We start from the raw sequence: 19792 nt of genomic DNA, 5'->3' as shown, positions 1-19792 counted from the left end.
TTATTTTACCGTTTCTACGGGCTTTTTGACCCGGAACCAGGCAGCATACAATGCCGGCAGGAACAATAAAGTCAGGGCGGTAGCAATAATCAGCCCCCCCATGATCGCCACGGCCATCGGGCCCCAGAATACCGATCCGGACAAGGGAATCATGGCCAGCACAGCCGCGGCAGCGGTGAGAATGATCGGGCGGAAACGTCTGACCGCAGACTCAACAATCGCGTCCCAGACTTCCACGCCCTCCTCAATATCATGCTCAATCTGATCAATCAGAATCACCGAATTCCGGATGATCATACCGAACAAAGCAATTACCCCCAGCTGCGCCACGAAACCAAACGGTCTTTGCAGTATCAGCAACGCCATCGCAGCGCCGGCAACACCCAATGGTCCGGTCAGAAACACCAGAATGGCTCTGGAGAAGCTGTGCAATTGCAGCATGAGCAAGGTGAAAATAATGAAAATCACCAGCGGCACATTGGCGGCAATCGATTCCTGCGCTTTTCCGCTGTCTGCGGCAGCGCCGGCCAGCTCTACTTTATATCCAGGTGGTAACGCATCACGGATTTGCTGCAATTTTGGCGTAATCTGGCTGGAAACCGTCGGTCCCTGAATGCCGTCGACCACGTCAGATTGCACCGTCACCGCCCATTCCCGCCCTTCGCGCCAGACCACGCCTGGTTCCCAGACCAGCTTCACGCTGGCCAGCTGCGACAGCGGTACCGGTTTGCCACTGGCAGTCGGAATATTGGCATTATTCAGCGCATTGACAGTGGAGCGTTCATCCACCGGTTGGCGCACCACGATATCAATCAGCTTGTTACCATCCCTGAACTGACCAACGGTGGTTCCAGTCAGAATCGTGTTGGCTGCACGCATAATGTTTTGCGATGTGATGCCGGCAGCACGCAACTTATCCTGATCCAGATCGATCCGCACAACTTTCACCGATTCATTCCAGTTGTCGTTGACGCCCACCGTATTCGGATTGGCGCGCATGACTTCCTTAACGCGATCAGCAATGGCGCGAACCTGAGCGACCTCCAGTCCCGTCACGCGGAACTGCACCGGATAAGGAACCGGCGGACCATTCGGCAGCAGCTTCACACGCCCGCGCACCTCAGGAAAATCGGTTTTAAATAAATCGATGATCTTCAGGCGTAACGCTTCCCTCGCCTTCAGATTTTTCGGCAACACGACAATCTGCGACACGTTCGTCTGCGGAAATATCTGATCGAGCGGTAAATAGAATCGCGGACTACCCGTACCGACATAACTGGTGATACTTTCCACCCCTTCCTGTTTCTGCAGAATGCTTTCAAACTTCTTCGCCTGCGCCTCGGTCGCCGCAAAGGAAGAGCCTTCCGGTAGCCATAATTCCACCATCAGTTCCGGCCGGCTGGAATCAGGAAAAAACTGCTGCTCGATAAATTTAAAACCAAACACACCGAGACCAAACACCATCAAGGTAATCGCAATCGTCGTCTTGCGCCATTCGACGCACCAGTTCACCAACGACCGGAAGCGGCTGTAGAACGGCGTATCAAATAATTCATGCGGCTGACCACCAGCATGATGCGGCTTGATTTTTAAAAACAGATAACCGAGATAAGGGGTAAACAACACCGCTGCCAACCAAGAGATAATCAGCGCCAGCGCATTCACCGAAAACATCGAAAAGGTATATTCACCCGCAGCCGATTTCGCCAGCCCGATCGGCAAAAAGCCTGCCGCAGTAATCAGCGTTCCGGTCAGCATCGGCATCGCGGTCGAGGTGTAAGCAAAAGTCGCCGCATCGAAACGGGAAAACCCTTCCTCCATCTTCCGCACCATCATTTCGACGGCGATAATCGCATCGTCCACCAGCAACCCCAGTGCAATGATCAACGCGCCGAGTGAGATTTTATGCAAATCGATGTCGAGGATACGCATAAACAGGAAGGTAATTGCCAGCACCAGCGGAATAGTCAGCCCCACCACCAGCCCAGGCCAGATATCGAGCCGGAACGGTTTGGTATGCAGGCCAAGTGACAGGAAACTGACGGCCAGCACGATCACCACGGCCTCAATCAGTGTATGCACAAATTCACCGACCGATGCCTTCACCGCATCAGGCTGATTGGTGACCTGTTCCAGCTGGATACCGACCGGCAGCTTAGCTTTGATCGTGGCAACTTCCTGCTGCAAATGCTTGCCGAGCTCGATAATGTTGCCGCCTTTTTCCATGGAGATGCCGAGACCGACGACTTCCTTGCCATTGAAGCGCATTTTGTCCTGCGGTGGATTTTTATACTCACGCCGGACCGTCGCAAAATCTCCGAGCCGGAAAGTCGTACCATTGGCGCGCAGCTGCAGGCTTTCCAGGTCCTTGACCGTCATCAGCGCACCGGAAATCCGCACCTGCAGATTGTCGGCCGACGTCGTCAATACGCCTGTCGCCTCGATACCATTCTGGGAATTGATCTGGGCAACAATCGTATCGAAGGGAACACCGAGTTGGGCAAATTTTTTCTGTGAAAATTCAATATTGATTTTCTCATCCTGCACACCAAACAACTCTACTTTGGAAACAGAAGGAATACGCAGGAATTGCTGACGTACGAAGTCAGCATACTCCTTAACTTCTTCATACGAAAAGCCATCACCGGATAACGCAAAAATCGATCCGTAGGTATCGCCGAATTCATCATTGAAAAAAGGGCCGATCACGCCAGATGGCAGAGTAGAGCGGATATCACCGATTTTTTTCCTCACCTGATACCAGGCCTGAGGGGTTTCTTTCGGCGGCGTCGATTCACGCAATTGCAGAATGATCAGCGTTTCACCCGGTTTGGAATAGCTGCGGATTTTATCGATGTAAGGTGTTTCCTGAAGCTTCTTTTCCAGCTTATCGGTCACCTGATCGGCCATTTGCAACGCCGTTGCTCCGGGCCACATTGCGCGCACCACCATGGCACGGAAAGTGAATGGGGGATCTTCATCCTGCCCCAGCTTCGCATAACTGAAAATCCCTCCGAGCAGCAGAGCAACGATCAGATAACGGGTTAAAGGGATGTGTTCCAGCGCCCAGCGTGAGAGGTTAAAACCGGAAGACTTGCTCATTGCGAAGCCCCCGTACGATTGGAAACAGCAGTACCAGAAACCGGTGCGGAAGAGGTATTTTTTCCGGCGGCAGACTCTGCACCCAAGAGAGTAACTTTTTGCCCGGCCTGCAACTGATTCACACCGGCGGTCACCACAACCTGACCTGCTGCGATGCCGCCGGTTACCAATAATTGTTCGCCGTCAGCACCCGCCAGCTGCACCGGCACCAGCTTCACAACGCCATTATTCACCACCCACACAGAAGAGACGCCCTTGTCCTGGAATAATGCCGTCATCGGCAAACGGAAAACCGGCTGCTGACCCGGTGTGGAAAAACTTACGTTGGCAGTCATTCCGAGACGCACATCCCTGGCATCGGCGGGCAGGCTCACCTTCGCCTGATATGTTCTGGTCACCGGATCGGCGATTGCAGACAATTCCCTGAGCTTGGCAGGCAGTGGCTGCGCAGGATTTGCCCATAAAGCCACGCGGATATCGCTCATCTGGCGGATCTGGTTAATTTTATTTTCAGGAATTCCCACCACCACATCCATGTCCCCGCTTTGGGCGACACGAATCACCGGTGTGCCCGCAGCAACCACCTGACCTGCTTCCGCATCAATGCCTGTCACCACGCCATTCACGTCCGCGATCAGAGTGGTATATGCCGTCTGGTTACTCTGATTTTTGTATCCAGCCAAAGCCTGTTCGTAGCTGGACTGCGCGGCTCTGAATGCCACTTCCTTAGCATCCAGAACGGCCGCCGCGACGAAATTTTTACTCCGCAGTTCCTGATACCGCCGGAGTTCGGCCTGCGCCAGATCACGGTTACTTTCCGCTGCCATCAGACCGGCTTTTGCCTGCGTCTGCGCTAATGCCAGATCCTGAGGGTCGAGCTGCATCAGAACCTGACCACGTTTCACGACCGCGCCAAGATCCACTTTGCGTTGCACGATTTTTCCCGGTACTCGAAAACCCAACCGCGATTCGATCCGCGGACGAACCTCACCGGACACTTCAAATACAACACTCGCACTGGCGCTGGCCACGGTGACGGCACGCACCGGGCGAACGTCTTCCGCTTTCCCGACCGGCTTGGAACAGGCGCTCATCAAGGCCAGCACTGACGCCAGCAAAACACCGGAGGAAAGCGCCGGAAGCAGGCGCCGGTCAGCGCTCCGCGCTGAATGCGGGTAAGCAACAGATTTGAGTGTTAACACAAGATTTTTCCTTTACTATGCAGGCTATGGATATCGGCCAGCCGGTCGGATCAGGGCAAAATTTTCTATCCGTTAAAAATAACTGACTCGGTGGTTAGTTATTATAGTGAAGCCTTTTATTTTTGCCAATGACTTTTCGGTCATTTATTTTTCCTGCGTTTTCAATACCTTATGTCGGTCGATCATTACGAGAATTTTCCTGTCGCCTCTCTGCTGCTGCCATCCTCGCTGCGCCCTGCGGTAGAGGTAATTTACGCTTTTGCGCGCAGCGCAGACGATATTGCCGATGAAGGCGACGCCCTGCCCGGGCAACGGCTTGCGGCGCTTGCCGAATATGAAGCAGAACTGGATCGCATCGAACGGGGCCAGCACAGCGATTCGGCCTTGTTCGCGCGACTGGCGCACATCATCCGTCAGCACAGCTTAAGACTGCAATCATTCCGTGATTTGCTGTCGGCATTCCGGCAGGATGTGCAGACCACCCGCTACGACAATTTCGCGCAGTTGCAGGATTATTGCAGCCGTTCCGCCAATCCCGTCGGGCGCATCATGCTGGAACTGTATCAGCGCAATACTCCGGATAATATCCGCAGCGCAGATGCGATCTGCACCGCACTACAGCTGATTAATTTCTGGCAGGACGTGGCGATTGACTGGCAAAAACAGCGCGTCTATCTGCCGCAGGAAGATTTGCGGCATTTCGGCGTCAGCGAACAGCAAATCGGTGCGCAGCAATTAAATCCGGCATGGCAACAGCTGATGGCATTCCAGACCCGCCGCGCACACGACCTGATGCAAAGCGGTGCCGGGCTTGCACGGCATCTGCCGGGACGCATTGGCTGGGAATTGCGACTCGTGGTTCAGGGTGGTTTGCGGATTATCGAAAAAATCGACCGTGTGCAGGGCGATGTGTTCCGGCACCGGCCACGGCTCACTGCGGTTGACTGGCTATTGCTCACTGCCCGCGCATTTCGCATGTAATTCCCCCCTGCCTTCAAGCTGGCTGACTGAGGACCCGGAACAAACCGACCGGAAAAGACCGTACCTGGATTCGATTGACCAGCCTGCCGTTAAAAAATTTCGTCACGGCTCAATTTTATGAAAAATACTCCCCCCAGTATATTTCCGAGACCAATAAAATCAAGGAGATCGGGGCATTTTTGAATAAAACAGGGGGAGTATGCTGATACATCGCTGCTATTGCTCTTAATATCTGGCAGTAAAAACTATTTACCGGAAGTCTGTTGCAACAAAGAACAGGCATGCCCATCCTCCCCAAAAACCACTCAAGACATCAGAAACGATGGCAAGGCAGAGTATTTGAACTAAATATTTTTTGTCAGCTCTGAGTAAGCATATTCTGTCATCCAGGACGATTTGATGGATAATATTGCTTCCTGTAAAGCTGCAGCTGATCAGCTTGCGCCAACATTCTCATCCACATCAAGGATTTGTCATGCGAACTTGTATATCCGGCCTGCTTTTCCTACTATGCATTTTCTCCCTGAATGGATGTACTGTGCTGGCGGTCGCCGACGCTGCTGTCTCCACGACGGTCAAAGTCGGCAGTGCTGTCGTCGGTACCGCTGTCGACGTGACGGCGGCAGGCGTCAGAGCAGTGACCAGCAGCCCGGATAAGTAAGTCATCCACAACCACCAGCGATTGAGTGCATCATGCCCACCGAGCCAGAAATCACACAACACCGGAAAGTGCAGATTGCAGCCAGAGCCGTTCTGAGCCAGATCACGACCATGATCACGGCCGACGACACGGAAAAAAGTATTGCCGATAAAGCCCATCATCTGCTCAAGGCCCAGGGTTATCCGGATACCTGGTATTACACCTGCCCGGCGCTGGTGCTGCTGGGTTCGCGCAGTTGCGTTTCCATTTCCGGCAAAGATTACCAACCCCATGATGAATGCGTCGGCCACTCCAATCTGGTCACGATCGATCTCAGCCCGACGCTGGGACCGTACTGGGGGGACTGTGCACGTTCATTTCCGATTGAAAATGGCCGGGTGACCAGCAATCCGAAACAGTTGGAATTTCAGAATGGCCTGAACTTTCTTGACCAGATGCATCTGCAGATGCAGAAACTGGTGAAACCGCATACCACCTTCGGCCAGTTGTTTGACTGGGCCAATATGCGCATACGGCAAAGCGGCTTCGTGAATCTGGATTACCGCAACAATGTCGGTCACAGCATCGCGGCCGATTCTGAACAGCGGCAATTCATTGAGACAACCAACAGCGCACCATTAGGAAATGCGCCATTTTTCAGCTTTGAGCCATTCGTCCGGCTGAAAGGCGGCAAATGGGGATTCAAACGGGAAGAGATTTTTTATTTCGACGAAACCGGCGTATTAAGGGAACTCTGAGTCCGGAAAAACGACGCATTCCGACACTGAATACCGCCTTCCTTCGATCATTTTCATCCCGCAGCAACCGGCAACAGCAAGCCAATATCATTATTCCCAACACGCTCTCTCAAAAACAAAACCGGCCTGATGCCGGTTTTTGTTCGCCGGCACATCCAGAGATATGCCAGTGATCTGACACAATCAGCTGCAATTGACCACGATATTACTTGCAGCGGTCGGTTTGGTGATATCGGCCACGCCGGAACCATTGACAACCGTGCAGGTCTGGCCGGTCGGCTGGGTATCGACCGTCACAGCATACGGCATACCATTGAGCAGACTCCAGTTGAATGCATAAATACCGATCGTACCAGTGGTCAGCTTGTCCACCCTACCGTTTGTGGTATTGGCGAGCGTCACGGCGTTGCCAGCTGTCAGGCCATTGATCGTGACCTTGACCGGCACGGCAGGCACGCAGCTGACAGCAATATTGTTGATGGCATTCGGATTATTCAGATCAGCCACCCCGGTCGCATTCGCCACAGTGCAATACTGCGCAGCAGGCTGGTATTTCACTGTCACATTGTAACTGTTGCCGCTGACCACATAATTCGTGAACGAAAAGCTGCCATTGGCGGAAACAGCCGTTGTATAGTCGGTCGCGACCTTGGTGACCGGATTCACGGTATTGTTATTCAGCGTGATGCTGCCGCCGTCATTCATGCCTGCCAGCGTGCCGGACACCTGCACATTGGGGACGCAGGTCACGACGATATTGTTCACTGAAGCATCGCCGGTCATTTTTCCGGTGCCATTGGCGACCGAGCAGTTCACCAGATTCGGCTGGGAAGAAACAGTAATCGCATAATTGGCATTGCTGGCGACATTGAATGAAAATGCTCCGTCTGCTGTCAGCGTACGGAGGTAATTCAGATCATTCCGCAAAATCAGGGTATTTGAGCCGCTTGTTCCCAGGCCGGTCACCGTGCCACCCACGGTGGTGTACACAAAGCCGCCGCATCCGGCCAGAACCAGTCCCAGGCCGCCCAGCACCACTGCAAGTTTTGATTTATTCAAGATGTTTATCCAAATGTAGAGTTTCGAATCAGGTACCTGCTCTATGTTCATCCAGCAAGATGCCCGATAAATATATAATGCGCCGACTATTATACGAGCTAGCGCATTTTGGGTTAAGCATTCTGCCCGGAGAATACATTACGATACCTTACTGCATCGCCCCGTCTCCGGCTGCATAAAACCGCAGGAAATCGCCATAAAGCGCCTCAAAGCGGCGCGAAGTTTGCTAGCATATCAATTTTTTTTGGCATTGCGCCAATTTCCTTCTGAATCTACTTCTGAACAACAGCATGTCTCCAGACGAATATTGCCAACAAAAAGCTGCGGAAAGTGGCTCCAGTTTTTATTACAGCTTTCTGTTTTTACCGGCAGAACGTCGCCGCGCCATCACTGCTCTGTACGCTTTTTGTCGCGAAGTCGATGACGTGGTCGATGAAAGCTCTGATGATATGGTAGCCCGCAGCAAACTCGGCTGGTGGCGTCAGGAAATTCAGGCGATGCTGGCTGATGCGCCGACGCATCCGGTCAGCAAGGCATTACTGCCGCACATGAGCACCTATCAGCTGGATGGCGCGCATCTGATGGCAATCATTGACGGCATGGAAATGGATCTGAACCAGACCCGCTATCTCGATTTTCAGGCACTGCAAAAATACTGCTGGCACGTTGCCGGCGTGGTCGGGATTTTATCCGCCAGCATTTTCGGAATCACCAACCCGCAAACCCGCACGTTTGCCGAAAAACTGGGTCTGGCATTCCAGATGACAAACATCATCCGCGACGTCGGGGAAGATGCGCGCAAAGGCCGGATTTATCTGCCGGTCAACGAGCTGCAGCAATTCAAGGTCACCGCAGCAGACATCCTGAACGCGAAACATTCGCCCGAATTCGTCGCCCTGATGCAGTTTCAGTATGACCGGGCGCAGGCCTTGTACGACGAGGCGCTGAACATGCTGCCGCCGGAAGACCGCCGCGCCCAGCGTACCGGCCTGATCATGGCGGCGATTTATCGCACCCTGTTGAAGGAAATTCAGCATGACGACTTTCATGTGCTGAATCAGCGTATCTCGCTCACGCCAATCCGCAAACTCTGGCTAGCCTGGACAACCTATATCCGTGGCTAAACAAAGTCCGCAACGCGTTGCCATCATCGGTGCCGGCTGGGCAGGCTGCGCAGCTGCCGTCATGTTGTGTCAGGCAGATCACCGGGTCACACTGTATGAAGCAGCTAAAACACCAGGCGGACGCGCCAGGCGAGTTCGCCTGCATAACCGGAATCTGGACAATGGCCAGCACATCCTGCTCGGCGCTTACCGCCAGATTCTGAAACTGATGCAGCAAGTCGGCATCCCTCAGGATCAGGCATTCGTGCGTTTGCCGTTACAAATGGTGTATCCCGATCCTCAGGCAGACATGGCGCTGATTGCAGCGCACCTGCCCGCCCCGTTACATCTGCTGGCGGGCCTGTGGCAAGCCACCGGTCTGCAAAGGGCAGATAAACTGGCATTAATCCGATTTTCATCTGCTGCACGCTGGATGGGCTGGCAGCTGTATCAGGACTGCTCCGTGACAGAACTGCTAGCCCGTTTTGGGCAGACTGACCGGCTTTGTCAGCTGATGTGGTATCCCTTATGCCTCGCCGCTCTCAATACCAGACCTGAGCAAGCCTCGGCGCAGGTATTCCTGCATGTGTTGCGCGACAGCCTGGGTGCGCGCCGCAGTGCTTCCGACATGCTGTTGCCACGCATGGATTTATCAGCACTGTTTCCGGAACAGGCCATTCGCTTTCTGCGACAACGTGGTGCCGAAGTCCATTGTCAGCAACCGGTGCGGCAACTGAAACGCGGTCACGAGCGCTCATGGTCGGTACAGACCGCAGATACGCAAACCGATGGCTTTGATGCCGTCATTGTGGCGACGGAAGCGCGCAATGCCCAGCGCCTGATCGTGCGCACTCAGCTGGAGACAACGCCGTTGCCGGTTTTCGCTGACGAAGCAATTACCACCTGTTATCTGCAATATGACGCTGCATTTCAGCTGCCGCGTGCGATGTACGCATTAAAAGAAGACGCTTCCCGCCAGTACTGGGGACAATATGTATTCGACCGCGGGCAACTGCACCCCGATCAGGCAGGCTTGCTGGCAGTCGTCGTCAGTGCGCCGGACCTCAACATCACGCACGATCATGCAGGGCTTGCTGCTGCAATCGCCCATCAGCTTGCCTGCGAATTGCGCCTGCCGGTGCTGGCACAGCCGCTCTGGCATCAGGTGATTACGGAGAAAAAAGCCACGTTCCGCTGCACTCCCGGCTTGCAGCGACCGGACAATCTGACCACAATCTCCGGACTGCTGCTGGCAGGCGATTACACACGCGGCGACTATCCCGCCACGCTCGAAGGTGCGGTTCGCAGCGGGCAGCGGGCAGCGCAGTTGATCATCACCGGCCAGGCCAGCTTCTGACACATCTGGCACCGCGCATTGCACACAATGCGGACATAAAGTCAGAATCAGCCGAGATCATCGACATCACGGATACGGTTCATCGCTTCATCAATCCGGTCCACGGCGATAATCGTCAGGCCGTCAATCTTCTGTTTCGGTGCATTGGCTTTGGGGATCATCGCGATCCGGAATCCCAGTTTCGCCGCTTCTTTCAAGCGCTCCTGACCGCGCGGCGCAGGCCGGATCTCCCCGGCCAGCCCGACTTCGCCAAACACGACCAGATGACGCGGCAAGGGTTTGTTGCGCATCGATGAATTAATCGCCAGCAGCACAGCCAGATCGGCAGCCGGCTCCGCAATTTTCACTCCGCCCACGGCATTGATGAACACGTCCTGATCAAACGCCGCCACTCCGGCATGCCGGTGCAATACCGCCAGCAGCATGGCAAGCCGGTTCTGTTCCAGACCGACAGAAAGCCGTTTGGCATTCGGTGCAAATGAACTGTCGACCAAGGCCTGTATCTCGACCAGCAGCGGCCGGGTTCCCTCCTGCGTCACCATCACACAGGAACCGGCAACCTGCGTTTCATGCTGGGATAAGAATAATGCCGAAGGATTAGATACCCCCTTGAGGCCGCGCTCTGTCATCGCAAAAACACCAAGTTCATTGACGGCACCAAAGCGGTTTTTAATCGCACGCACCAAACGGAAACTGGAATGGGTGTCGCCCTCAAAATACAGTACGGTATCGACGATATGCTCCAGCACCCGCGGTCCTGCCAAGGCACCTTCTTTGGTCACATGCCCGACCAGAATCATGGTGATATTCATGGTTTTCGCCACACGGGTGAGTTGCGCTGCGCATTCCCGCACCTGCGCCACCGAACCCGGCGCAGAACTCAGTGCGTCTGAATACAGTGTCTGAATCGAATCGATGACTACCACCTGTGGGCGGTGATCTGCCAGCGTGTTAAGAATTTTCTCGAGTTGAATTTCTGCCTGCAGCGCCAGCTCCCGCGTATCCAGTGCCAGCCGGTGCGCACGCAGTGCAATCTGCGCCCCCGACTCCTCGCCGCTGACATACAACACCTTTTTCTCTCTCGCCAGATTCGCCAGTGTCTGCAGCAGCAGCGTGGATTTGCCGATGCCCGGGTCACCACCGATCAGCACTACACCGCCCGGCACCATGCCGCCGCCCAGCACACGATCAAACTCTTCAATGCCGGTACTGAAACGCGGAATGTCGGCGGCTTCAATTTCCGCCAGATTCAAAACCGGTGCGGTCTGGGCCAGGCTCTGATGCTTTCCTGAAAAGCGGTTGACCGATGCTTCAATCACGGTTTCCACCAGCGTATTCCACTGCCCGCAGGCCGGACACTGTCCTGCCCATTTATTCACAATGCCGCCACATTCGGTGCAGGTGTAATTGGTTTTTGCCTTAGCCATTATTTTCAGGAGTAAGTGAAATAAACACTGATATTTTAACCAGTATTCAATCGATAACATGCGCTATTTCACAGAGCCGGTGCATTTTTCATGGTATAAAGCTGACCGATAACACTTTGTAACAGGCAAACAATCAGCATGAAACATGGTTTCTATACGATTATGGCGGCGCAGTTTTTTTCATCGCTGGCAGATAACGCATTACTCATTGTCTCGATGGCCTTATTGGTGTCTATGCAATCACCCACATGGATGCCGCCACTGCTGAAATTGTTTTTTGTCCTGTCCTATGTCCTGCTGGCAGCTTTTGTCGGCGCCTTTGCTGACTCACTTCCAAAAGGAAGAGTCATGTTTATCACCAATATGATCAAAGTCGCCGGCTGTATCCTGATGTTCGTTCATGTTCATCCGTTACTGGCGTATGCGGTCGTCGGATTCGGTGCTGCAGCGTATTCTCCTGCCAAATACGGCATCCTGACAGAGCTGCTGCCACCGGAAAAACTGGTTGCTGCCAATGGCTGGATCGAGGGTCTGACGGTCACGTCGATCATTCTGGGTACGGTACTGGGCGGCGCACTGGTCACGCCACATATTTCGGCTGCCTTGTTAAATTTTGATTTTCCGGTTGTCGACTTTCCGATTTACACACCGACCGAAGCCGCGCTGACGGTCATTACCGGCTTTTACGGTCTGGCTGCTTTATTCAATCTGCGCATTCCAGACACCGGCGCGCGCTATGAGCATCAAAAGCATCATCCGATCCGACTGATAGGCGATTTCTCCAGGTGTTTTACCACTCTGTGGAAAGATAAGCTGGGACAGATTTCTCTCGCAGTCACCACCCTGTTCTGGGGTGCGGGTGCGACATTGCAGTTCATCGTGTTGAAATGGGCCGAGGAATCACTACAGATGCCATTAAATAAAGCCGCCGTGCTGCAAGGCGTGGTTGCCATCGGTATTGCATTGGGAGCAGTGGCTGCCGCCCGGTTTGTTCCCCTGAGAAAATCGCTATCCGTGATGCCGCTTGGCATTGCGATGGGGCTGGTGGTCACGACGATGATTCTGGTGCGTAACGTCTGGGTTGCCTATCCGTTGCTGATCCTGGTGGGCGCCCTTGCCGGTTTCTTTGTGGTGCCGATGAATGCACTGTTGCAGCACAGAGGGCATGTACTCATGAGCGCAGGCCATTCCATCGCAGTACAGAATTTCAATGAAAATCTGTCAGTTCTGACGATGCTGGCACTCTATGCACTGATGATTTTCATGAATCTCAGCATACAGATCGTGATCGTGCTATTCGGTTTGTTTGTTGCCAGCACCATGTTCCTGGTCATGAAGAGGCATGAAGCGAATCAGCGTCAGCATGATTCGCTGTCCCTGATCGGAGAACATAAGCACTGATTCATCACATCTGATCAGAACCAGCGACATTCTTTCGCCCCGGCTTCAGCGCAGGTCTGGCCAACGCAGCACGCGCCCACCAGTCTTCAGGCAACACCATACCGCGACATACTTCCTGTGCTCTGCCATTGACGGTCCGGGTCATCGCCAGCATCACCGGCGACGCAATGCGCGCCATCTGCCTGCCGATCTCATCAATCAATGCTGGTTGCGACGACACTTGCTGGGGCAGGCATTGAACCGGCGCCAGCCATTCCAGTCTTGGCAGTATCACACCTTGAAAAACCGTGTTCTTCTTCAGATCATCCAATGTCCAGATGTAACCGGCACAATGATGCGCAGCGATTCCCTCCGGTAAATTATCCGTACGGGTCTCCGCAGGATTGCGGTAAAACAGCCAACCTTTAATCCAGGCCTGCGACTGGCGGACAGGCCAATCCAATACTTGCGTAGCTGCCGGGTGATGCGGTAAACGCAACTGCTGGCGAACGATTTTATCCATTTTAGCGCCCAGCGTATCACCCAGATTGGGGCCCAGATAATCGAACAGATCAAGATGTTTGTTTGGATGCTGCAGGATTTGATCGCCTTCACATACACTGTCCAACAGATAAAATTTGGTCGCCAGTTCCCAGTGCGATAAGGCATCCGATTCCCGCACCAGAAAATCAAATTCGCCAACCGTACGCCCGCTCAGATCCTGCACCTGCAAACCATGTGCATACAAGGTGGTAACTTTATCGAGAAAAAATCCGAACAACGTTTCCGCATACAGGCCGAGACGGCGCGTCGGAGCGGCCGCCAGTGCAGCGTACAAGGCAGCAGGTTGCTGATCCAGCATGGTCAGAAATGTATGCACGGCATCGCTATGGGATAAAACCGGTGCGACATTAGCACCGTGCCATACTGGCGAGGCGGGATTCAGCAAATGGGGCGAGGTCAGCAACCATGCCAGCGCACGCACATGAGGATCGTTCAGGTGCGACCAGTCAGCATGAAACTGATGCTGATAATCCCCGAAATTCAATTCAGCTGGCTGCGACATGCAAGGTGCTCTGGGCAAGGCATAAGTCAGTCCATGCCTTGCTTTTATCGAGTGGTTTGCGCAGCAGATAAGCCGGGTGGTATGTTACGATCATTGGCACTCTGCCGACGCTGTGTACGCGTCCGCGCAATTGTGCAACCGGCGTTTCCGGATCTGCCTGCAGCAGGGCAATTGCCGCCGTTTTTCCGAGCGCAACGATGACCTCAGGCTGTATGAGGGCAATCTGTCTTTTCAGGTAAGGCAGGCAAGCCTGAATTTCCTCTGCGGTCGGTGGCCGGTCTTTCCCGGCAGGATCGGTCGGACGGCATTTGACGACATTGGCGATATACGCCCGCTCACCACGTCGCAAGCCCAGTGCGGTCAACATGTTGTCGAGCAACTGTCCGGCAGCGCCGACAAAAGGCTCGCCCTTGATATTTTCGTTATAACCCGGTCCCTCACCCACAAACAGCCATGTCGCACGCGGATCACCGACACCAAACACCGTCTTGTTACGCCCTTCGCATAAACCGCAGGCGCGACAATGCGCAACAGATTCCTGCAAAGCAGGCCAATTCATTTCTGCGACCGGAGCGTGCGCAACTGTATCTGCCGGTTGCGGCTGAGGCGTCATGTGAGGAATGGTTTCTGCCGATACCATTGCAGCAAATTCCGGCATTTCGGCAACAGCAGCGGCAGCCGGGGAGTGCGATGAGCTCATGATCTCTGCCTGTGTGCTGGTTGCCACAGCATGGCTTCCTGCCGGTTGCCGCAACAGCCACAGCGGTCCCAACCCCATTTCATTCAGCATTCTGAATTTATTCCGGTTCATCCGCATATTCTCCGCATCACAATAGCGTCCTCACGAGTCTGATTCGCTGACGGATAATATCCTTTACGACGCCCGATTTCCTGAAACCCGTCAGCCAGATAAATCTGGATTGCACGGACATTACTCTGGCGCACTTCCAGTAAAACGGAATCCATATGCCGGGCTCTGGCGTAATCCAGCAGGTAACGAAGCATAATCCGCCCCAATCCCTGCCGCTGATTTTCAACCTGGATTGCAAAATTCAGCAAATGCAATTCATCGACAACCGGCATCACAAAAAAATAGCCGACCAGTTCTGAGGCGGCATTCCGTAATCCCCATGCGGTGTCGCCATTTGCAAATGAATCGCTGAAATTACCGCGCGACCAGGGGTGAGAATAGGCGGCTTCTTCTATTGCCAGAATCTCATCCAGGTCTGCAGGTTTCAGTTTTTCAAAAGTATACTCGCCCATGTCCTGACTACCCCTCATTCGATCACCATCCATCAGGCGGATAGCCTGGCCTGCTCACGTTCAGCAGTGGTCAGGGCGATTTTATTACGCAGATACATTGGTTGCGCCTGTTCCGGACTGAATACGGCGCCATTCCGGAATGCACGCATTCCGGCCTGTGCAATTTCTCTCGCATGCGGCATGCAAGGAGTGACGGTGAATGCGGATAATTCCGGCGGCAGGAGCACGCCGTTTCCGACAGCCAGGGTCAGCGGATCAACAGCCTGCAAGGTGACTAAGCTGATTGCCGTCAGTGCTGGCGGACAGATTACCTGACAGGCGTCATCCGTCAGGTGGTATTGCGCCCAATAGATTTCATTCATACGCGCATCCAATATGCAGGCGATTTGCGCACAACCAGTCTGCTGATACGCGCCAAGCGCCATGGCTTCCAGGCTGGTCACCGGGATCACCGGCAAATCTGCACCGACAGCCAGTCCCTGCACGATGCCGCAGGCAGTGCGAATGCCAGTAAACGCACCTGGGCCGCAACCGAACGCGATAGCGTCGCATTGTTTCAGAACAATACCGGCTTCAGCCAGCAAGGATTGAATAGCGGGCAGGATACCCTGAGAATGCGTCTGTGTTCCAGAAAGTTCACGCACCAGATAACGGTCATCAGCCAACAGCGCTGCTGAAGCAAGTTCTGTGGAGGTTTCTATTGCTAAAATTATTGTCATGGCCGTATTTTAACGTGTTCAATCTGTTCACGACGGATTTCTGCAGGATCAAATCAGTTAAAATTGCTGCATGAGCACTTATCAATATACCGACAACCTGCAACTGCTGAAACAGGACTTATCAGGTAAAGACTGGCTGGTTGCCTGCCTTTGCGCCGCCTGGTGTGATACCTGCACCGCGTACCGAGCGCCTTTTCAGGAGCTGGCAGCACGCCACTCCGACAAATGCTTTGCCTGGATTGACATTGAAGAATCCGCCCATCTGATCGACGAGATTGACATTGAAAACTTTCCCACCTTACTGATTCAATATCAGGATCAGGTCGCATTTTTAGGAACCATGCTGCCTGATATCGGGCAACTGCACAGGCTGATTAGCTCGTTACAGGAAAGTCTGAGATCCGCCCCCATCAAGCGCAGCGCACTCAATCAGCAGGCGCCTGCCGGCTGGAATCTGCGCCAACTAATCCTGGCCGAATAATCAAAACCCCCGCTGTTACGTCCAGTCTGCAGATCGCAAGAGCGTAACCGGACCATAATCAACCCCAACAACGCATACGCAAAAAGAAAAAAGGGACCAGATTTGCATCTGGTCCCTCGTATCTGGTGCGGCTGGCAGGAATCGAACCCACGACCCCTTGGTTCGTAGGATCACATGCAATACGCAATTTTATTACAATTCAATCACTTACGATACCTGCTCATTGTAATGCCTAAACTTTATCAAGGGGGACGTTAGCGCAACCAACAATTGCAGCGTGACAATTTCCCTACATAACAAAAACGATGATTTCAAGACTGAGCAAATAACTATGGAAAAAAGATGTAGTTAGGTTGAATGAATGCTGCAGGGTGTTGCAAGTATTTCGCAGAATGTCATTTTTACATATCAATCAATGGATAATTAATAAAATCATACCAATCGTCAATTTAGCATGTTATCCACAGCCCAGCCCGCTGCTCAATGTATCGAGCACGGGCGGGCTGGGCTGTGGGTAACTTGCGGCACATTCCGGTGTTGTAAAAAAACTTTACCCTCCTTGCATCTGCATCATCGCTCGTTTAGGATTGAATCGTCACTGGTTGGGAACTACACTCAATCGAAGACGGACATATAGCTTCGCAACGAATTAGGCCAGAAGTGCCTACGTATGTCGACAAAAGCTTATCGCACAAACTAAAACTCGTCCTTCCGTGACTTCATCGTCCTTACTTTTTAATCGACGATGGGGTCAAACTCCTTTTAAATTTGGGCACTGATTCCATCGTCTTTACGATTGGAGTCATCATGTCCGCTAAAATTCATCACCAAAAATACAACGATTCAGCAATCGACAGCAGCCTCGTCCTTCAGGACGAAAAGCGGTCGATTGCATCCCGTCTAGTAATACGGGATAAAAGTTCAGCAATAGAACCCCTCCCCGATAAATCAGCAACCCAACCATTTGCATCATTCGATTCAGAAGAAACAAAAATTCGCTTTTACGGCGAAAATAATTCCGTATTAATTCAGCACCCCATTCCAAATGACTCAACCGACCAATCAGTAGCCCATATCGACTGGTTAGGATTTTCATTAAGGGTCAATTACAACGACATCCGCTCTTGGCTGTTTCAACAAATCAGTGCAGTGTTCGATTTACAAATCACCGAAATTAAAAAAGCGGGCTGGAATGGATTTAAGCATTGCGCTTTACTTGATAAGTATGGATTTGTTGCTTGGGGTGGAAACTCTCAGCGCGGCAAAGCACACATTGTGATCAATGGGACAGGTTGCTCACGCATTTCCAACTGGGCAGGAATAAGAGAATGGGGAGAAGAACACAACGCAAACATTACTCGCATCGATCTTGCGCACGATGATTTGGATGGGGCAATTTGCAATCCCGAGCAAATTTTAGAATGGTATTCACTGAAAGGCTTTAATTCTGGTGGCAGAGACGCCAAAATCAAAGTTGCCGGTGATTGGCACAACCTAACCGATGGTAGAACGATTTACATAGGTACACGTGGCAATAAAATGTTGCGCTGCTACGAGAAAGGCAAACAACTAAGAGACCCTGAGAGCAATTGGTTTCGAGTAGAACTTGAGTTGAGAAACAAAAATAGATTTTTACCTTGGGAAATGCTTGTTAAGCCTGGTCAATATTTGGCAGGTAGTTACCCCTGTCTCGCATTTCTTACAACAGAACAAATCAAACTCAAAACTTTGCAGAAAGCGACCACATTGACACTTGCTTCAATCACTGCAAATGCAAGCAGATTGTCAGGAAAGGCTATCAATGTCCTTATGGCAGTACATGAGGAAAATGCAGGAAAAGTAATCGAAATACTGCGGCGAAGCGGAGTACCAAAAAGACTCGAACCCTACACCAGAGAAGTCAAAAATCCGAGAGATACGGGTGAATCAAGATGACGACCTTAAATTTAAAAGAGGCCGCACAATTTTTAAAAATTCATCCAATCACTCTTTCACGGCTCGCAGCACATGGACAAATTCCAGCGGCAAAAACAGGGAAAAAATGGATCTTCATTACTGTTGACTTACTCGACTGGCTTAGGGCAAAGTATGCAATGCAGGTGTCGTTGAGTGACTCTCACGAAAGGAAAACACTATGTCACTCTTCAGGCGCAAAGACTCACCTAATTGGTGGATCGAACTTACTGCACCGGACGGACGACGCATACAGCAAAGCACTGGGACTTCCGAAAAAGTAGCGGCGCAAGAGTTGCATGACAGACTCAAAACGCAATTTTGGAACGAAAAACGGTTAGGCATTAAACCTAATCGAACATGGCAAGAAACTGTTTTGCGCTGGCTTTCCGAGCAAGCAAACAAGGCTTCAATTGAAACTGATAAATCGCATTTGCGATGGCTAGATGGCTGTTTAGCAGGGAAATACTTGAGTCAAATTGATCGCGACCTAATATCGCAAATCACGGTGGCAAGAGGATTACCCTACGAAATAGCCCGAACAAAGGGCAGACCTAGACAAATCACACCAAAAACCTCCACGGTAAACCGAACTTTAGAAGTATTAAGGGCGATTTTAAGGAGAGCGCGCGATGATTGGGGATGGATAGATCAATGTCCAAATATTCCGATGTTAAAGGAACCAATCAAGCGTGTAAGCTGGATTACTCGGGAACAAGCATTAGCACTATTAAATGCCCTCCCAGATCATCAACGGCAAATGGTGCGCTTTGCTCTGGAAACCGGACTGCGTAGGAAAAATGTAACGCACTTGGCATGGTCGCAAGTTGACCTTATCAAACGTCAAGCGTGGATACATCCCGATCAAGCCAAGGCAGGAAAAGCAATCGGAGTGCCATTATCAAATGAAGCTATGCAAGTTTTGCGGCAGCAAGTCGGTAAAAATGAAAATTGGGTTTTTCCGTACAGAGGAAAGCCTGTAACTCAAGTGGCAACAAAGTCATGGCGCAATGCCTTAGCCAAAGCAGGCATTTCAGCAGGATTTCGCTGGCATGATCTACGGCACACTTGGGCATCGTGGCACGCGCAAGATGGGACGCCGTTAAACGTGTTACGGGAGCTGGGCGGATGGGCTACGTCGGAGATGGTGCAGCGGTACGCTCATCTTTCGACAGAGCATTTAGCCCAATGGGTAAATCGTCGAACTGGCGTCGGGATGGAAATAACGTGACGAAATCCCTACGCTGAAAGAAAAAAGGGACCAGATTTGCATCTGATCCCTTGTATCTGGTGCGGCTGGC

At 52.4% G+C, this 19792-nt stretch carries 18 protein-coding genes; 10 read left to right on the top strand and 8 right to left on the bottom strand.

What is annotated here, in order from left to right; genetic code table 11:
- On the bottom strand, positions 1-3102 hold the full coding sequence (locus HV832_RS15380) for an efflux RND transporter permease subunit (protein ID WP_176804745.1): 3102 nt from the start codon (positions 3100-3102) through the stop codon (positions 1-3).
- A complete protein-coding gene (locus HV832_RS15375) occupies positions 3099-4304 on the bottom strand; it encodes an efflux RND transporter periplasmic adaptor subunit (RefSeq protein WP_317889337.1) in 1206 nt (401 codons plus the stop codon). The genes HV832_RS15380 and HV832_RS15375 overlap by 4 nt, the downstream gene beginning before the upstream one ends.
- A 171-nt stretch (positions 4305-4475) precedes the next feature.
- Here HV832_RS15375 and hpnC point away from each other — a divergent pair, with 171 nt between their 5' ends.
- The 3 genes from hpnC to HV832_RS15360 all read left to right on the top strand — a co-directional run bounded on the left by hpnC (position 4476) and on the right by HV832_RS15360 (position 6683).
- Positions 4476-5285, top strand: a complete 810-nt coding sequence (gene hpnC, locus HV832_RS15370) for a squalene synthase HpnC (RefSeq protein WP_176804744.1) — start codon at positions 4476-4478, stop codon at positions 5283-5285.
- A gap of 475 nt (positions 5286-5760) precedes the next feature.
- Positions 5761-5946, top strand: coding sequence for a hypothetical protein (locus HV832_RS15365; protein ID WP_176804743.1), 186 nt, complete (start codon positions 5761-5763; stop codon positions 5944-5946).
- A gap of 32 nt (positions 5947-5978) precedes the next feature.
- Positions 5979-6683: a M24 family metallopeptidase gene (locus tag HV832_RS15360; RefSeq protein WP_176804742.1), complete on the top strand. Its 705-nt coding sequence runs from the start codon at positions 5979-5981 to the stop codon at positions 6681-6683.
- A 183-nt stretch (positions 6684-6866) separates the two neighbouring features.
- Here HV832_RS15360 and HV832_RS15355 read toward each other — a convergent pair whose 3' ends face one another.
- Positions 6867-7742 (bottom strand): hypothetical protein, encoded by an 876-nt coding sequence (locus HV832_RS15355; protein WP_176804741.1) that lies wholly within the window; start codon positions 7740-7742, stop codon positions 6867-6869.
- Between the two features lie 290 nt (positions 7743-8032).
- Here HV832_RS15355 and hpnD point away from each other — a divergent pair, with 290 nt between their 5' ends.
- Positions 8033-8866 (top strand): presqualene diphosphate synthase HpnD, encoded by an 834-nt coding sequence (gene hpnD / locus HV832_RS15350; protein ID WP_176804740.1) that lies wholly within the window; start codon positions 8033-8035, stop codon positions 8864-8866.
- Complete coding sequence (gene hpnE / locus HV832_RS15345; protein ID WP_317889336.1) at positions 8859-10202, top strand: hydroxysqualene dehydroxylase HpnE; 1344 nt, start codon at positions 8859-8861, stop codon at positions 10200-10202. The genes hpnD and hpnE overlap by 8 nt, the downstream gene beginning before the upstream one ends.
- Positions 10203-10249: 47 nt before the next feature.
- Here hpnE and radA read toward each other — a convergent pair whose 3' ends face one another.
- A complete protein-coding gene (radA, locus tag HV832_RS15340) occupies positions 10250-11629 on the bottom strand; it encodes a DNA repair protein RadA (protein WP_176804739.1) in 1380 nt (459 codons plus the stop codon).
- 138 nt (positions 11630-11767) lie between these two features.
- On the opposite strand from radA, the gene lplT reads away from it, so the two are divergent.
- Complete coding sequence (gene lplT, locus HV832_RS15335) at positions 11768-13030, top strand: lysophospholipid transporter LplT (protein ID WP_176804738.1); 1263 nt, start codon at positions 11768-11770, stop codon at positions 13028-13030.
- A gap of 4 nt (positions 13031-13034) precedes the next feature.
- On the opposite strand, the gene HV832_RS15330 is transcribed toward lplT, so the two are convergent.
- The 4 genes from HV832_RS15330 to tsaB are packed head-to-tail and all read right to left on the bottom strand — an operon-like array spanning position 13035 to position 16057.
- Entirely contained in the window at positions 13035-14075 is a 1041-nt protein-coding gene (locus HV832_RS15330; RefSeq protein WP_176804737.1) for a DUF1853 family protein, read from the bottom strand.
- On the bottom strand, positions 14059-14886 hold the full coding sequence (locus HV832_RS15325) for a uracil-DNA glycosylase (RefSeq protein WP_176804736.1): 828 nt from the start codon (positions 14884-14886) through the stop codon (positions 14059-14061). The genes HV832_RS15330 and HV832_RS15325 overlap by 17 nt, the downstream gene beginning before the upstream one ends.
- Positions 14883-15338, bottom strand: coding sequence for a ribosomal protein S18-alanine N-acetyltransferase (rimI, locus tag HV832_RS15320; RefSeq protein WP_223827327.1), 456 nt, complete (start codon positions 15336-15338; stop codon positions 14883-14885). The genes HV832_RS15325 and rimI overlap by 4 nt, the downstream gene beginning before the upstream one ends.
- Positions 15339-15370: 32 nt before the next feature.
- Positions 15371-16057, bottom strand: a complete 687-nt coding sequence (gene tsaB, locus HV832_RS15315; RefSeq protein ID WP_176804735.1) for a tRNA (adenosine(37)-N6)-threonylcarbamoyltransferase complex dimerization subunit type 1 TsaB — start codon at positions 16055-16057, stop codon at positions 15371-15373.
- A 70-nt stretch (positions 16058-16127) separates the two neighbouring features.
- On the opposite strand from tsaB, the gene HV832_RS15310 reads away from it, so the two are divergent.
- The 4 genes from HV832_RS15310 to HV832_RS15295 all read left to right on the top strand — a co-directional run bounded on the left by HV832_RS15310 (position 16128) and on the right by HV832_RS15295 (position 19722).
- Positions 16128-16538, top strand: a complete 411-nt coding sequence (locus HV832_RS15310) for a thioredoxin family protein (protein WP_176804734.1) — start codon at positions 16128-16130, stop codon at positions 16536-16538.
- An 807-nt stretch (positions 16539-17345) separates the two neighbouring features.
- Complete coding sequence (locus tag HV832_RS15305; protein WP_176804733.1) at positions 17346-18473, top strand: replication initiation factor domain-containing protein; 1128 nt, start codon at positions 17346-17348, stop codon at positions 18471-18473.
- Positions 18470-18775: a helix-turn-helix domain-containing protein gene (locus tag HV832_RS17605; protein WP_176804732.1), complete on the top strand. Its 306-nt coding sequence runs from the start codon at positions 18470-18472 to the stop codon at positions 18773-18775. The genes HV832_RS15305 and HV832_RS17605 overlap by 4 nt, the downstream gene beginning before the upstream one ends.
- Positions 18673-19722: a tyrosine-type recombinase/integrase gene (locus HV832_RS15295; protein ID WP_176804731.1), complete on the top strand. Its 1050-nt coding sequence runs from the start codon at positions 18673-18675 to the stop codon at positions 19720-19722. The genes HV832_RS17605 and HV832_RS15295 overlap by 103 nt, the downstream gene beginning before the upstream one ends.
- Positions 19723-19792 lie beyond the last annotated feature (70 nt).

This window comes from Cognatundibacterium oligocarboniphilum, from assembly GCF_013377855.1.
In the GTDB taxonomy this organism is placed as follows: Bacteria; Pseudomonadota; Gammaproteobacteria; order Burkholderiales; family Burkholderiaceae_D; genus Undibacterium; species Undibacterium oligocarboniphilum.
Note: the sequence above shows the minus strand (reverse complement) of the source record. Positions and strands in the feature narration are given on the sequence as shown.